The sequence below is a fragment of the Burkholderia sp. 4M9327F10 genome (genome assembly GCF_005503145.1).
In the GTDB taxonomy this organism is placed as follows: Bacteria; Pseudomonadota; Gammaproteobacteria; order Burkholderiales; family Burkholderiaceae; genus Paraburkholderia.
Genome location: NZ_SCNV01000005.1, coordinates 166,938 through 180,720 on the forward strand (window position 1 = coordinate 166,938; position 13,783 = coordinate 180,720).

A 13,783-nucleotide genomic window follows, 5' to 3' on the forward strand; every position below is an offset into this window, starting at 1 on the left:
TGGACGACGTCCGCGGCGTTGAAGCAAAAGCAGACACTTCCGCCTCCGGCCAAAGCGCAACGGCCACACCCCAAAAAGCGCACAATAATTGTTCGTGACTTTCAACCCGGAGTGCCCGCCGTGGTGCGGTTGGGATACTTCGACTCACGCAAGTAATGGAGGTTTGACATGTCTATCCGCATAGGCGAGGAAGCACCCGATTTCACGGCCGAAACCACTGAAGGGACGATCCGATTTCACGAATGGATCGCAGACAAATGGGCCATCCTGTTCTCGCACCCGAAGGATTTCACGCCTGTCTGCACGACCGAGCTTGGCTATTTGGCCGGCCTGAAACCAGAGTTCGACAAACGTGGTACCCAGATCATTGGACTGAGCATTGACCCCGTGAGTGACCATCAAAGATGGGTTGGTGATATCGAAGAGACGCAAGGGCACGCGGTGAACTATCCGTTGATCGGCGACGCGGATCTGAACGTCGCGAAGCTCTACGACATGATTCACCCGAACGCGAGCGGCGGCCCGCGAAGCGCGGCGGACAATGCCACAGTACGCTCGGTGTTTATCATCGGCCCCGACAAGAAGGTCAAGGCAATGCTTGTCTATCCGATGAGTGCGGGCCGCAATTTTGACGAGGTGCTGCGCTTGCTTGATGCACTTCAGTTGAACGCCAAGCATGCGGTCGCCACACCGGTGAACTGGAAACCGGGCGAGGACGTGATCATTCCGACGTCCGTCTCCGATGAGGAAGCCAAGAAAAAGTATCCGCAGGGCTTCAAGACGCTTAAGCCGTATCTGCGCACGGTGACGCAACCAACATAATCAACGGGCAACCACGCGCAACCGAACGTGCGTAGGCCCGCGGCGAAACGTGTCGGCGAGGCCATCCGCTCGCCGACATGGACGCTGCATCGGATAAGGAGATCAAAAACATGGGCTTCTACCGCAATGTTGTCTTGCCGCGGCTCTGCGACATGTCAATGCGCAATGCGATGCTTCGACCGTACCGGGAGCGAGTCATCGGCAGGGCAGAAGGAACGGTGCTCGAGATTGGCGCGGGTTCCGGTTTGAACTTGCCGCTATACAAAGCCGGAGTGAGAGAAATCCTTGCTCTCGAGCCCGATCCGCAGTTGCTGACGATGGCGAAACGCAACGCGAAGCAAGCAGCGCGGCCGGTGACTTTCATGATGGCTTCAGCCGAGTCCATACCGTTGGAAAGCAGGAGCGTCGACACGGTGGTCACCACCTGGACCCTATGCACAATCCCAGACGCCGATCGCGCACTTCAAGAAATGCGTCGCGTGCTGGAGCCGTCTGGACGGCTTCTATTCGTTGAGCACGGCCTCGCATCGGAAGAGGGCGTAGTTAGATGGCAGAACCGTTTGACGCCGGCGTGGAAGTGCATCAGCGGGGGATGTCATCTGAATCGGCCCATCTTGTCGCTTATTGAAACTGCTGGCTTCAAGATTGATGAGATCGGCACTGGCTACGCTCCGGGACCTAAGTTCCTGACGTATCTGTTCGAAGGCAGTGCCAGGACCAACTAATGGCGCTGCGCACGCGACCCTGCGGCGCAAAGGGGGCACTGCAGGAAAGCGCTGAAACTGGGTAGCACTATCGAGAGCGAGAAATTCCGCGCGGCAGGTCTTTCATAACTGCGTGGCGATGGTACAGAAGCCCTTAGAAGGAGATTGCGATGCAGATTGTCACTGCCCTCGGTCATGCGCTCTGGATGTCCTTCACGATGTTGTGGCAGATCTTCTGGGGACTGAGTCTAGGTTTCCTGTTTTCTGCCGTGATTGAAGTCGCTGTCTCGAAGTCCGAGATGTCGAAGCTCCTGCCTGACGCATCGCCCCGGTCGCTCACGCTCGCAAGCTTGCTTGGTGCAGCGTCATCCTCCTGCTCCTATGCGGCGGTCGCCATGGCGCGGTCGATTGTTCGCAAGGGTGGGGACTTCACTGCCGCGATGGCGTTCCAGTTCGCCGCAACGAATCTCGTGCTCGAACTTGGCGTACTGATGTGGGTGCTGATTTCCTGGCAGTTTGCCGCGGCTGAGTTCATCGGCGGTCCGATCATGATTATCGTTCTGGTCCTGCTCTTTCGGTTCTTTCTAACGGACCCGTTGAAGAAGGACGCTATCGAGCAAGCCGATAAGGGTATCGCTGGCAGCATGGAGGGTCATGCGGCTATGTCGATGGGCGAACAACACGGAACCTGGAAACAACGGCTTTCTTCTAAAGAGGGTTGGATAGCAATCAGCCACAGTTACGTGATGAACTGGACGATGCTATGGCGAGACATTGGCGTGGGGCTGCTTGTCGCTGGCGCGCTTGGCGCTTGGGTACCGGATAGCTTTTGGCAGAATTTTTTTCTCGTCAGCCATCCGACGGCCGCAATGATCTGGGGTGCGTTCGTCGGTCCGCTTATTGCCGTTGCCTCGTTTACCTGTTCGGTGGGTAACGTGCCGCTTGCTGCGGTCCTGTGGAACGGTGGTATCAGCTTCGGCGGTGTCGCGTCGTTCATCTTTGGAGATCTCATCATCCTTCCCATTCTGAACATCTACCGGAAGTACTACGGTGGCAAGATGACCGCGTTCATAGCGGTTACCTTTTACATTGCGATGGTCGCGGCCGCGCTGGTTGTCGAGATACTGTTTCAGGTGCTCAGATGGGTACCACATGAACGCCACACCGCTATCGTCGATGCGGCGATCACCTTCAACTACACCACCGTGCTAAACCTCGTCTTCGGCGCAGTGTCCGTCGTCTTGACGGTCGTATTTTTCAGAACAGGCGGCCCGGAGATGATGCGAATGATGGAAAGCGGCGAGCACGGCCATCATGGTTCCGCGTAGACGGAGCTCACCTGAGCCTCCCGATCGGCGCAACATTGATGCTGACTGTTGCCGCCTTGCTGCCCCAAATGGCTGTCCCGACGATGCTGGCTTGGGGTGATCACCATCGTTTTCATCGTGTCGGCATACGGGTTTTGTGTCGCCACTCCGCTGGCCGCATTGACTGGCGAGCGAGGCTTGTCCTCAGGCGGCGCCGGCGCGGATAAGTTTGTCAATTTCGGAAACTAGGTCGGCGCAGTGGCGTCCATCATCGGAGCTGCGGCATTTGCCGTCGTCGCGTTCCTTTCGCTGTAAGGCATCCGCCATCGAATGCGAGAAGCGTCCGTTGGCACTTCTAGCGTATTTCGATCACATCGATACCAAGTTGTTGCTTGATGGCCTTTTCTTGTGCCGCGAGCCACGCTTTGGCCTCATCCTTGCCTCCGGCGACTCCGGACCGACGCATTGCAATTCTTGCGGCCTTATACCGCTCGGTTTTGTCGGTCTCAAGAAAACAAAGCGGCAAGAAATTGTTGGCGAAAAAAACCGGTTCAAGGTTGAGCAGACGATTCCCGTCCCTGAATATGCGATCGTACTCGTTGAGCCGGTTAGCCAGTGAGTCGACGTCCGCGCTCTTAGGCTTGGGGCCGAGCTGCTCGGCTTCTTCCTGGGCGTGCCCAACATCCTTTATTGCATCGTAGATTGTGAAATACGACCACGGCTGGATCAAGTCCAGTCCATCGAGGGAGCCCAACGATTGTTCAAACGTGCTCCGCTCACGTTTGCTCTGACCGTTGTCGTCGATGTATGCCCGGAATTTCACGGCCGTGAAGGTCACTCCGGATTGCCCCGTCCTCGCCATGTCTTGCAGGCGTCGTACGGTAGATGAACTCAACTCGCCAGTGAAAGCCTGAATCCGCTTTTCGAGGTTCTTCAAGCTAGTGCGAAGCTGATCGAGGTGCTCAAGACGCTGTGCTTTTTTCCCCATCTGGACAAGTATTCCGGCCAGTCGCTCACGGCGACGCTTTTCATTTGCGTATTGACTCTGATCCTTGATGAGGCGAGAGTCGGCGCCGAATTTTTCCTGAGCGCAGTGGTTGCCGATGATCGTCGCTGACCCATCTAGCAGTTCGGCGACCCATCCTCGCTTATGTCCTTCTCGGCAAAGGTTTCCATTGTCTTTTTGGACGCAGCAGCACACTTCTTCTCCGAAGTGGTAGTCACCGATCAGCCGCTTATAGCTGGTTTTGGTGATCGGGTTCTCTTCGATAAAGTTCGGAAGCTCCCGAATCTCTTCGGGGCTGCTAAACGTGCGGATTTCGATCAACGACGTGTCCATCATCAAACCATCTCCCGCTGCTATCAGGTAGTAGCAATTATACTGTACAAAAACACAGTTATATTTTCGCCAAACGGCGGGAATTTTCTAGGCCCCAATCGGCATATGGGGCGGCCCCGAGGCCGTACCTCCGCCACACCACTTGGCATGCGGGTCCGCACCGGACGGTTCGGGAAGTAAAGTTATGAGAGTCGGGGTACCCCCGGCGGGTAGAAGTAGGAGTTGGGTGCGAAAACGGCTAAAACCGCTCGCGAAGGTAGGCCGGATATTTCGTCATCGGAAATTAGTGCATCGGATTGCTGGGGCAAAACGCGCTCATTACGAGACGACGAAATGCACAATTATGGCATCAAATGATGCTATAATTGGTGCTCATATTTGCGGAGAATCCCATGCGTACGACTATTGCGCTTGATGACGACTTGATCGCCAAGGCTCAAGCCTACACGGGTGTTGAGGAAAAAACGGCCCTCGTGCGCGAAGCGCTAAAGGCCTTGATCCAGCGTGAAGCCGCGAAACGACTCGCGAATCTTGGCGGTAGCCAACCGGGCATCAAAGGGGCACCGCGGCGCCGGCAGGACGTCGAATGATTCTTGTCGACACGTCAGTCTGGATTGACCATATCAACGCTACTGATCCTATGCTGACTACTCTCCTTGCCGAGGAGCGTGTGTTGGCTCATCCATACGTGATAGGTGAGATTTCACTCGGTAGTCTGCGTGACCGTGACGTTGTGCTTGGCGCTTTGCTCGATTTGCCACGCGCGCCAGTTGCAACACCGGAGGAGACGTTTTATCTGATCGAGCGCGAAGGTCTTTTCAATCGTGGAATCGGATATGTCGACACGTCACTGTTGGCGTCCGCGCGCCTGCAACCCGGCATCACCATCTGGACGCGTGACAAGCGTTTGAAGAAAGTTGCGGATGAACTCAATCTCGGCGCGATGCTCGCGCATTAGATAGCGGAAAAGCCGGAGCTACCGGCACAAGGAAAACCATGAGCTACGACGAGCACGACGCGGCGATGGATGAAATGTACGAGCGCATCGGCGATGAGCTGTATCCCGAGCACCGCGCCCAGGCGATTGGCGAGTTCACGGCGGATCGCCTGAGTTCGTACTACCTAGCCAATCCAATGGTTATGCGACCCGCCGTCGACGCTCTTCAGGAGTCGAAGCGCCTCAACGCAAACGGACATCACTCCGCAGCTGTCGTGTTTTACGCCACGACAATCGAGTTGCTCCTAAAGGCCACACTTTTGCAGCCCATCGTCTTCGGCCTAGTTCACAACGACGGCCTGGCTGACATCATCGTGAAGCACGCCGTCGGGCAGACAGGTTTCGACCGCTACCGAAATTTGTTGTCACGTCTCTTTCAAGAGCTGGCCAATCTGGATATTTCAAGTGTCAGTCGAGATGGCGTTTCAGTCGCGCTCATTGATGAGAGCAGGCGCGTGCAAGATCTGCGGAACGACATCATTCACAAAGGTCATACGTGCGACGCAGCCGCTGCCGAAAATGCGCATGACGTAGCTGTAGCGGTCTTCGATAAGATCGTTGTGGATGTGCTTTGGTCGATCGGCCTAGCTGTAGGTAAGCAGGGCCGCATCGACCGCCGTCAATTACCGTAGGAAAAGATCCGCGTCTACGCGCACGTGAAAAACCATTCGGTAATTTGGAAAAGGAAGCACCATGACGTCAAGCTATCGCGGCATATTTGCTCACAAACTCGAAGACGGGACGATCATTTCGGTCCAGTGCGAAGACACGGCAGGGAATGGCAATGATGTGCCGATTGACGTCTACAGGCAGCGTGACATTCAACCGCCCGCCGAATCGCTGCCCGATCAGCATCAGTTCAAGCCCAACCGCTGAATCGGAAAAGCTAGACGCGTTCATCGCGCAGACCCGAGAGAACCCTTGACGCCTGCCGATTCGTATTTTTAGGATATTAAAAAATGTTTTATTCGCGCAAGTTGAATAGGGAGACCGGCCGCGTCGAGGTCTGGGAGTGTGAGTGGTCCAACCCGGGCACGGGCATGGCAAAGAAGGAATTCATTCGAAAGCATGGCGACGAAGGCGAGGTGGAATTCGAGCATGACGAATACTCAGCGGCTTCGGCGATCTGCTGGGCGCCTGGACGGACAATCGGAAACATCGCGGTAAGCTCAGAAGAGGTTTTTGGACACTTCGAAGGTAAGGCCGGTACCAATGCGATTCTTCCTTGTCACGTGGTGCCGTGCGGTAAATTCCGAAACGGCGCTGCTCGTTGGTATTGCAAGACACACCAAATTCACTGGGGAACTAACGCCGATCTAGCCGCATTGCCAGAGTCTGGCGACGTGCGGTGCAGTAACCACTCGATGGAAATGAGCTATGTCGTTGACCCTCTCCAAGTGGAGTTCAACGACTACGAAGAGATCGGCATTTGGTGTTCATTGCCTCCAGCTTTGTCCAGTCGACCGATCGTAAAACGCTCGCCAAAAATCCACGTGCACAAGAGATTTTCGGGTGCTGATAAAAAGTTGCTTGATCGCGATTTCGACGCAATTGTTTGCTCGTACAACCAAGATACCGGCCTCTTCGATAGCACTGAAATCACGCTAATTCAGGTGACGCCGCCTGCAGCCTTTGAGTTTGTCCGTTCGCTTGAACAGGGCTATGAAACATCCTGCGTTACGTGCAAAAAGTGCGGTTACCCTCACTTGGATCTGGGCAGCTTCGCTGTTCATCCGCATGCCAAACATTTTTGCGGTAACTGTGGGAACGATAGTGTATGGAGTGACGGGAAGATCGTTTCGACACCGTTGAAGCCTCTTCACGACCAGTTTAACAACAGCAATACCTACGTGATGCCGGATCGTCAATTGAATCTAGACGACTATCCGGATAGCCACTTTGAAATGTGGTCGTCAACTCCGGCGGTCTTATGGACAGCAGACCGTCCGCAAGAGCGCGGAATCCATGTTCACGTTTACGAGGGGGACGGTCCCCGCCGCGTCGTTGATGACACTTTTGGCGAGGTGATATACCGAGGCAAGAAGCTGGAGCGGAAGATTCTTTGGCAGAACATGACCGACAACACAATTTACTGAACTGACCTTGCTTCGTGCCGGCAGGAAGTGATTTTGGTGATCAGTAGCGTCTCAGTTTCGCCAGAAACATTAACGCTTCGAAAAGCTCGCGCGCCGGGCGCGCGGGCTTCATAGGAAAACGAGACAACAATGTTCCATCAAGTCACGCGTACAGCGGTGCAAGGTGCCCTTCTATTGTTTGCTTTAGGCGGCTGCGCATATCCGTCGAATTTCGTGAACGACGTACAGCACATGGGTGATCCCACCTACGACGCCTGTCGACGCGGGGCAGATCCAATGTCTGACTACGGCGCGCGGTGCGCGCACGAAGCCGATCCGGCTGTCAAAGCTAAGCAAGCGGAACAAATTCATCAAGCAGCCGAACAACAGCGCTTGCCCGCACAGGCCATGGCGCAAACAGTGGAAGCTCCACATCATCCGCGAACTGACGGGCCTGTCTACCGTGCCTGCGCTGACCTGATGAACCGCCTTCGCAACGAATACGGGAAGGCTCCAGTTTGCCTTCCGTTTCTGGACGGAAATGGGAACAGCACTTCTGAGATGACGGGGGCCATTGGTCTCTCAGATCATCCGGGGCAAAACTGGATGGTGCTGCAAATCAAAGCCGACGCCGGGACCGACTACTACAGCTATGACCACAATACACTGGTCGTTGTTCAGCAGATGATCCAAACTCAAGGTAGAGGTCTCACGACAAAAGAGGCCGTTGTGTACGGCATAAACCAGCAGGAGCACCAAGCGGAGGCCGATTACGAGTTCGAGAAAAATGTGATTCGCAGCGGGCGCGCACTAACATTCGACGGACATCCTGTTTCGCTCAAGCAACTTGAGGACGTTCACCGCTCAGTCGAGTCAAGCTTTCGTGAGATGGAGCAGCAAACCGGCAAGATGCCAAATTAATCGGAAAGACCGGGGCTTCCGGGCGAAAGGAGACACACGTGATCATCAGGATTGAAGTTTCCGACGCGGAACTCGAAGAAATGGACTGCAGCTCTGTCGAAGAATTTGAGGAGCAGATCCGCGACCAGCTCGATAACGGCGTCGTGACCAGCGACGGTGGTACTGGTTCTGAGTGGATGGCGGAGTACGAACTCGAAGTCATCAAGGTCGACTGACCACGGACCGCAAAAGCATTTCTTGACGAGTCACGATAAGGCACGGGAACCATGAACCATGACCAGCTTGACGCGGCAGCCGATCCGATAAATGTCCATTGGGCAGAACGGATGGGCGATGACGCCCGACCGTTTGTCGAACCCATTTGGCACGGTTCGATTCTCCCCTCTTTGAAGGTGAATGCGCTTGCCGAAAACTGGACCACCGAACAATTCCACGAACGATGCACACGTGCCCTGATGGCGACAGTCGACTTGTTTTACGCGCTGCACGGGAATGCCAGTTCGAGTTACACGCAGGCAAACGAGAAGCCCCAATACTATTGGGTGCACCAGAACTTCAACATCCTCCGCGCCAATGATGCGACGCGCGGGATGAGCATCCAGAAAGACGAAATGCTGCGCGTCGCGGCTGAATATCTGAGTCATCCGGAAATTCGAACCAACAAATTCGATTGGCTTCTTCTCGATGCGATTGTGTTTGCGGAACTCGATGCATATTCGTGGCACATCTCCGGCTTTGCGGCAACGCTCGCCAGCGGCAACGTGGTCAAATACCTCGCACTGTTGGCCCTCTTCAACGGGATCGGCTTTGTTTTCGGATACTTATTGTTGCCGGCGATCGCCTACTTCGTGGTTAGTAGGGGGCATGAGACGACGGGCTGGGCCATTGCAGCACTTTGGGCAGTATCGGTGGTCTGGTCGCTCATCGGACTGCCATTTCGATGGAAGACGCGACGCAAGAACAAGGCGCTTCTAAACCGGATGCTCGACCTGTATCGACTCCTCGGCGACAGCACGATCTCGCCGCGTCTCTTGAAGAATTCCTTGGAAAGGGCAGCGACAGAAGGCGTAGTGCTTGACGGCGCGGTGTTCAGCATTGTGGACAGGATCGTTGCCCGAGACGCGACGGCTTTTGTGCCCGGACAGATCGGATAACCCTAAATTGAAGTTGCTAAACTCGTACATCATGAGTCTTTCCGGGCCCTGCAGGGCCTGCCAAGGTCGTATAACGAAGAAGGACTAGCCTTTGAATAACGTTTCGATCGATGCTGTTGGCGGTCTGCTGCCGCTGGCCGTCTCTCTCCTATATCTCCCGCGCACCGTTCGTGCATTGGGGTGGTTCTACGGCGCGATCTTTGGGCTTTCCATGCTGGTCTCGACGCACTTCTCCTTTTGCGACAGCCATGCTGTCCACGTCGCCCCCGGCGTCATCCTGTTGTGCGTTGCGCTTTGGCTGCCCAGGGCGCGCGGGCGCAACATGGAAGTGCCGGCCGCGGCCATCTTCACGCTCGCATTCATCGCGGGCTTTCCGGTTGACGTGTATCTTGGCTATGTTTGCGTCGCTGCGAATGGAACGGCGCGGGTGGGCGGCGCAGGCCTGTCCGATGGGCTGATCGTGGGCCCAGCGAGTCTCGCCCTGGTACACCTCGGGGTCTACTATTTCTGCGAGCTGGACGAGAGAGGAAAAGTCCCGCTTGGAGATTTTCTGAAGACCCATTTTGCGGTGACCCGTCCGACCGTCGGCCGGCCTGCGTCGACCATTGCTGAGCCGTCGTGATCGGCATCTCGTCTGGCAGCGCATTCTGCTCGGCGGGGCTTTGGCCACTTCGATAGCTGCGGTATACTTACCACGCACTTCAGACAACGAGTGCCGGGTTTGGCGACCCGCTTCATACAAGCGCACGGCCGCGCTATGCGGCTTTTTTTGTGCGTGTTGCCTCTGCGCGCCGTCTTCTATGGGCGGGCCTTGGTGGGGAGACCTTAGGGTCTGCCGGCTGCTTGTGTGACCGGTTCGCCAACCCTGCCGTGCGCCCGCTCACCTCATTTGGCGATGAGAAGCCGGGTAACGCTCACACAAGAGGCCGCACCGTGCATCCACATTCAATCCTGCCGCTCAAGTCGCTGCTTTCCCCCACGCTCATGCAATCGGCGCCGGCAGTGGCCGACTGCGCAATTAACCCCGTCGACGTCGCCCGTGTCGCGACTGTGCACCGCGCACCTGCTCGCGCTGCGTCGTCGCTGAGATGGTGTGCTGCAGCGCTCGCGATGGCTGCGACTGGTACATCTGCGTGCGTATCATTCCTTGCCTCATGGGAGCGCGGTGGCCAGTTTTCCGAACGGCTGGTTTGGGTTGGCGTGGGTCTTGTTCTACTGCTCGGCGCGCATCTCTTGCCGGCACTCGCGCGATCCGCACCGATGATGCTGCGTGTTCCGGCTCTCATGCTGTGGGCCCTGTCGATGCTCGCAACCGGATACGGCCACGCCACATTTTTCATGCAGGCGCAGCGGCATGCCGGCGACCTCCGTGCGGCAGCTGTCGATGCGCGCGCCCCGATGGCCATGCCTCGGGTTTCATCCGGTCCAGACCTGACCACCATTGCCAGTGAGCGTGCGCGGGTTAAAACGGAACTCGCCAACGCAACGTCGCAGAAATGTGTCGGCCGTTGCACAACTCAAACGCTACGCCGTGTGGCGTTGTTGTCCCGGCTGGACGCGTTGAACATCGCGCTGGAAGAAGCCCGTCGTCGTGAGCGCGCGGATGACAAGCTGAGCGTGGCCCGCGATCGAGAGGCGGCTTTGCGATCGGATGCAATGAACGATCCGGTAACAAGTCGCGTTGCCCTGCTTTTAGGGGGGTCAACGGACACGATCAATCTGGTTATGGGACTTGGATTCGGTGCTGTGCTTGAGTGCATCGCGTGTCTTGGGTGGTTGCTCGCTCTGCATGGCTCGCCCATCACCGACACACCCTCGATGACCCACGGTAACGCGCTAGTCGTGCCCGGTAGCGTCGTGCATCGCGCGGGCAACGACGGGTCATCAGCCTTGGCTGACGGCGTTCTCGCAGGTAACTCCGCCGTTCCGGTCAGTAACGCATCGGTCGCAACCGGTCACCCCGATGGGCAACTGACAAAAGACCAGGATCAGACGGTAACGGTGATGGTAGCGAGAACGGTAAGCGCGGACGTTGCGCTGCTCGCCACGGAAGTGGCGGCAGGTCGAACGCGTGCGACTGTCGCCGAGATTCGGAAATTGTTCCGGTGCTCTCAAGCTAAGGCGATGTCGCTCCGCCGGCAATTCGCAGAAGCGATGCTGGAGCAGCCGCACTCTGCCTGAGCGCATCGTCGCGCCGCAGGCTGTCTCAAAATGAAGTGCTTTATGCGTAGCGACTCATTATTTTGAGATTCATTGAGCATCGCGAAGCGATATTGTCAAAGATTGTCACGTTTCTCGTGCCGTCGCAAAAATCCAGATTTGTCGCATTGCCGAGGATCGTTCTCGCATGATATGACTTCGCCTGTTGCGAATAACAGGTAAAGAACATGAAACGGTACTTGCTCAAGGTGGGCGACAAGTCAACTACGGGTGGCGTCGTCATCGAGGGGGTAGATACCATTCAGGGTTGCTAAGGAAACACATGGCATTACTTTCTCGTTCAATCAGTGGGTGTTTGACTTTATGCGCGAGGAGTGGACGGCTCTGGGCTTGCCTGAGTTTGAGAAGGAACTCGAGGCAACTGATGAGTTGGACGATGTGAGATTTGAGAGGCTACTGAAGACGGCTATCGCTCGCCTGAAGGTGTGTCACGAGCCTTCAGGAAAGGATGGCCCGTGGTCGACGTTTAGTGCCAATAGGGAAGAGTGGGTTGCTGGATTTGAAGCCCCTGCTGTGACTGATCGCGCGGTGCATTAAACCGGGTGATCAACGAGGCGTATCTGGATGCGGTTGGCGACCAAGTGTGCCAAGCACGGCGAGAAAACTCTTTCGCATGCGAAAAAAGGGACGAAATGGCGCGGCCGGAGTGCTGGCATAATTCAGCCTCTCTCAGGTTCTGCTACGGCCCTCGGAATTGGCAGAATCTTTAGCCGACCATTGCGGTCGGCTTTTTTTCGCCGGTCCTTCTTACTAACGGCTTGATGCCTCGTCGAAAGGCGGTGTGTCTTTCAGCCAGTTCATCACTTCGTCTCGCACGCTAAATCTCGGTGCTGCGATCCATGCGGCGAACTCGGGTTGCAGGTCGAGCCAAACGCAGTCCAACAGATCGAATTCTTCTTCGATCTGTTCGGGACAGTCGTCCCGCAAATACGCGTACACCACACGTCGCCCGTTCCAATACGCGACCGCGAAATCCGTCAATTCAGCAACCGTGCCGCGCGGCAAGTCCCGCAACAGCATCCCGATCTGGTCATTACATGCTTCCGGGGTCAGATCGCTCATGATTCTCTCTCCGTGCGCTTGTGTGACATAAAGCATAGATGCTGCCGAACCCGCCGACCCGAAAACGCACAATCCGAAGAACACCCGTTGTTGCTCATTTGAGCTATACTAAATGCTCATATGCGGAGAAACGAAATCATGACCGTTACTATCCAGCGCGCCAAACGACCCTCCACCCGGAAAACGGCGGCCGCCGTTGTCGCGCAGGCAGCGCGGCCGGCCATCGGCCGCACGCCCCGAACGATCGGCGACTTCGTGCAGATTTACGAAGCGGGTCCAATGGAACGGATCGAGTTGATCAAAAGCGGAATCAGCGCCGATGGGCTTGTTGATCTGGCGACGTCGATGCATACGACAAAGGATCAGCTCTTCAAGCGGCTTGGGCTTCCGCGCGCGACGGTCGACCGGAAAGCACGTAACAAGCAGAATCTCTCGCAGGAGCAGTCAGAGCGCGTCATTGGCCTGATGAAGCTCGTCGGCCAGGTGAAGACGATGGTCGAGCAATCGGGCGAGCCGGAAGGCTTTGACGCCGCTCAATGGGTTGGGCAGTGGCTTGAGCAAGCGAACGGCGCACTCGGGGGCATTCCTCCCGCCGAGCTGATGGACACGGTTCAAGGACAGGAAGTGATCTCCGGCCTTCTCGCTAAGATGCAGAGCGGGGCATACGCATGACGGTGGCGATCTGGCGGATCGCCACTGACACTCCCGATTACACCGCCGATGACCTGTCTGGCGAGGGCGCCAAGCGAACCGGGGGACGATGGAACAGGGCAGGTATGCCGGTGCTGTACTGCGCGTCGAGCATTGCGTTGGCCTGCCTTGAAACCGTGGTGCATTGGAATGCCGGGGGCCTGCCTTTGAACAGGTATCTCGTCCGGATAGATGTGCCGGATGACGTTTGGAACGCCGCGACGATCGTGCCGGCCGACGCGGGTCCGGTGGGTTGGGACGCCATACCTGAAGGCAAGGTAAGTCTGGACCTCGGCGACGGCTGGATCAGCGCGAAGAAGTCTGCGCTTTTGCTGGTGCCATCAGTGATCGTTCCGGAAGAATTCAACGCGCTTGTCAATCCGTTGCATCCGGACGCCGCCACGTTGACCGCGACGAAGCGGCGCAAATGGCTCTATGACAGCCGAATCAAGAAGTAGGAATGTTGCCAACGCATGAGTCACCTGAGCAACG

17 protein-coding genes are annotated in these 13,783 nt (G+C 56.5%); 15 read left to right on the forward strand and 2 right to left on the reverse strand.

Translation table 11 applies throughout. The features are described 5' to 3' along the window. Window positions 1-168 precede the first annotated feature (168 nt). The 3 genes from FFS45_RS07820 (at window position 169) to FFS45_RS07830 (ending at window position 2,854) form a co-directional block, all read left to right on the forward strand. Window positions 169-822 (forward strand): peroxiredoxin, encoded by a 654-nt coding sequence (locus FFS45_RS07820; protein ID WP_046565133.1) that lies wholly within the window; start codon window positions 169-171, stop codon window positions 820-822. Window positions 823-899: 77 nt separating this feature from the next. Then, window positions 900-1,547, forward strand: coding sequence for a class I SAM-dependent methyltransferase (locus FFS45_RS07825; protein ID WP_235429568.1), 648 nt, complete (start codon window positions 900-902; stop codon window positions 1,545-1,547). A 149-nt stretch (window positions 1,548-1,696) separates the two neighbouring features. After that, entirely contained in the window at window positions 1,697-2,854 is a 1,158-nt protein-coding gene (locus FFS45_RS07830) for a permease (protein WP_046565136.1), read from the forward strand. Between the two features lie 334 nt (window positions 2,855-3,188). On the opposite strand, the gene FFS45_RS07835 is transcribed toward FFS45_RS07830, so the two are convergent. Continuing rightward, window positions 3,189-4,175 carry a hypothetical protein gene (locus FFS45_RS07835; protein ID WP_046565137.1) on the reverse strand — a complete coding sequence of 329 codons (987 nt, stop codon included), beginning with the start codon at window positions 4,173-4,175 and terminating at the stop codon, window positions 3,189-3,191. A 389-nt stretch (window positions 4,176-4,564) separates the two neighbouring features. Here FFS45_RS07835 and FFS45_RS07840 point away from each other — a divergent pair, with 389 nt between their 5' ends. From FFS45_RS07840 to FFS45_RS07880, 10 genes are all read left to right on the forward strand, one after another. Continuing rightward, window positions 4,565-4,762 carry a type II toxin-antitoxin system VapB family antitoxin gene (locus FFS45_RS07840; protein ID WP_046565138.1) on the forward strand — a complete coding sequence of 66 codons (198 nt, stop codon included), beginning with the start codon at window positions 4,565-4,567 and terminating at the stop codon, window positions 4,760-4,762. Continuing rightward, on the forward strand, window positions 4,759-5,130 hold the full coding sequence (locus FFS45_RS07845; protein ID WP_046565140.1) for a type II toxin-antitoxin system VapC family toxin: 372 nt from the start codon (window positions 4,759-4,761) through the stop codon (window positions 5,128-5,130). Before FFS45_RS07840 ends, FFS45_RS07845 begins: the two co-directional genes overlap by 4 nt. Window positions 5,131-5,168: 38 nt before the next feature. Continuing rightward, window positions 5,169-5,801 (forward strand): hypothetical protein, encoded by a 633-nt coding sequence (locus tag FFS45_RS07850; protein WP_046565142.1) that lies wholly within the window; start codon window positions 5,169-5,171, stop codon window positions 5,799-5,801. Window positions 5,802-5,862: 61 nt separating this feature from the next. Next, window positions 5,863-6,045, forward strand: a complete 183-nt coding sequence (locus FFS45_RS07855; protein WP_046565144.1) for a hypothetical protein — start codon at window positions 5,863-5,865, stop codon at window positions 6,043-6,045. A 164-nt stretch (window positions 6,046-6,209) separates the two neighbouring features. Continuing rightward, window positions 6,210-7,265: a hypothetical protein gene (locus tag FFS45_RS07860; RefSeq protein ID WP_200898818.1), complete on the forward strand. Its 1,056-nt coding sequence runs from the start codon at window positions 6,210-6,212 to the stop codon at window positions 7,263-7,265. Window positions 7,266-7,394: 129 nt separating this feature from the next. Then, complete coding sequence (locus FFS45_RS07865) at window positions 7,395-8,165, forward strand: hypothetical protein (protein WP_137954097.1); 771 nt, start codon at window positions 7,395-7,397, stop codon at window positions 8,163-8,165. A 38-nt stretch (window positions 8,166-8,203) separates the two neighbouring features. Further along, window positions 8,204-8,380 carry a hypothetical protein gene (locus FFS45_RS41645; RefSeq protein ID WP_158380663.1) on the forward strand — a complete coding sequence of 59 codons (177 nt, stop codon included), beginning with the start codon at window positions 8,204-8,206 and terminating at the stop codon, window positions 8,378-8,380. 51 nt (window positions 8,381-8,431) lie between these two features. Further along, window positions 8,432-9,319 carry a hypothetical protein gene (locus FFS45_RS07870; RefSeq protein ID WP_046565152.1) on the forward strand — a complete coding sequence of 296 codons (888 nt, stop codon included), beginning with the start codon at window positions 8,432-8,434 and terminating at the stop codon, window positions 9,317-9,319. 91 nt (window positions 9,320-9,410) lie between these two features. Next, window positions 9,411-9,941 (forward strand): hypothetical protein, encoded by a 531-nt coding sequence (locus FFS45_RS07875; RefSeq protein ID WP_046565154.1) that lies wholly within the window; start codon window positions 9,411-9,413, stop codon window positions 9,939-9,941. 638 nt (window positions 9,942-10,579) lie between these two features. After that, window positions 10,580-11,500, forward strand: coding sequence for a hypothetical protein (locus FFS45_RS07880; RefSeq protein ID WP_052719567.1), 921 nt, complete (start codon window positions 10,580-10,582; stop codon window positions 11,498-11,500). Window positions 11,501-12,289: 789 nt separating this feature from the next. On the opposite strand, the gene FFS45_RS07885 is transcribed toward FFS45_RS07880, so the two are convergent. After that, complete coding sequence (locus tag FFS45_RS07885) at window positions 12,290-12,601, reverse strand: hypothetical protein (protein WP_046565157.1); 312 nt, start codon at window positions 12,599-12,601, stop codon at window positions 12,290-12,292. Between the two features lie 138 nt (window positions 12,602-12,739). Between FFS45_RS07885 and FFS45_RS07890 the strand changes: the two genes are divergently transcribed. Continuing rightward, complete coding sequence (locus FFS45_RS07890; protein ID WP_052719590.1) at window positions 12,740-13,273, forward strand: antitoxin Xre-like helix-turn-helix domain-containing protein; 534 nt, start codon at window positions 12,740-12,742, stop codon at window positions 13,271-13,273. Then, on the forward strand, window positions 13,270-13,749 hold the full coding sequence (locus FFS45_RS07895; RefSeq protein WP_046565159.1) for an RES family NAD+ phosphorylase: 480 nt from the start codon (window positions 13,270-13,272) through the stop codon (window positions 13,747-13,749). Before FFS45_RS07890 ends, FFS45_RS07895 begins: the two co-directional genes overlap by 4 nt. Window positions 13,750-13,783: the final 34 nt, after the last annotated feature.

Coding starts and splice junctions, on each gene's coding strand:
- FFS45_RS07820 (WP_046565133.1), top strand. CDS start 169: ATGTCTATCCGCATAGGCGAGGAAGCACCCGATTTCACGGCCGAAACC.
- FFS45_RS07825 (WP_235429568.1), top strand. CDS start 900: ATGGACGCTGCATCGGATAAGGAGATCAAAAACATGGGCTTCTACCGC.
- FFS45_RS07830 (WP_046565136.1), top strand. CDS start 1,697: ATGCAGATTGTCACTGCCCTCGGTCATGCGCTCTGGATGTCCTTCACG.
- FFS45_RS07835 (WP_046565137.1), bottom strand. CDS start 4,175: ATGATGGACACGTCGTTGATCGAAATCCGCACGTTTAGCAGCCCCGAA.
- FFS45_RS07840 (WP_046565138.1), top strand. CDS start 4,565: ATGCGTACGACTATTGCGCTTGATGACGACTTGATCGCCAAGGCTCAA.
- FFS45_RS07845 (WP_046565140.1), top strand. CDS start 4,759: ATGATTCTTGTCGACACGTCAGTCTGGATTGACCATATCAACGCTACT.
- FFS45_RS07850 (WP_046565142.1), top strand. CDS start 5,169: ATGAGCTACGACGAGCACGACGCGGCGATGGATGAAATGTACGAGCGC.
- FFS45_RS07855 (WP_046565144.1), top strand. CDS start 5,863: ATGACGTCAAGCTATCGCGGCATATTTGCTCACAAACTCGAAGACGGG.
- FFS45_RS07860 (WP_200898818.1), top strand. CDS start 6,210: ATGGCAAAGAAGGAATTCATTCGAAAGCATGGCGACGAAGGCGAGGTG.
- FFS45_RS07865 (WP_137954097.1), top strand. CDS start 7,395: ATGTTCCATCAAGTCACGCGTACAGCGGTGCAAGGTGCCCTTCTATTG.
- FFS45_RS07870 (WP_046565152.1), top strand. CDS start 8,432: ATGAACCATGACCAGCTTGACGCGGCAGCCGATCCGATAAATGTCCAT.
- FFS45_RS07880 (WP_052719567.1), top strand. CDS start 10,580: ATGATGCTGCGTGTTCCGGCTCTCATGCTGTGGGCCCTGTCGATGCTC.
- FFS45_RS07885 (WP_046565157.1), bottom strand. CDS start 12,601: ATGAGCGATCTGACCCCGGAAGCATGTAATGACCAGATCGGGATGCTG.
- FFS45_RS07890 (WP_052719590.1), top strand. CDS start 12,740: ATGACCGTTACTATCCAGCGCGCCAAACGACCCTCCACCCGGAAAACG.
- FFS45_RS07895 (WP_046565159.1), top strand. CDS start 13,270: ATGACGGTGGCGATCTGGCGGATCGCCACTGACACTCCCGATTACACC.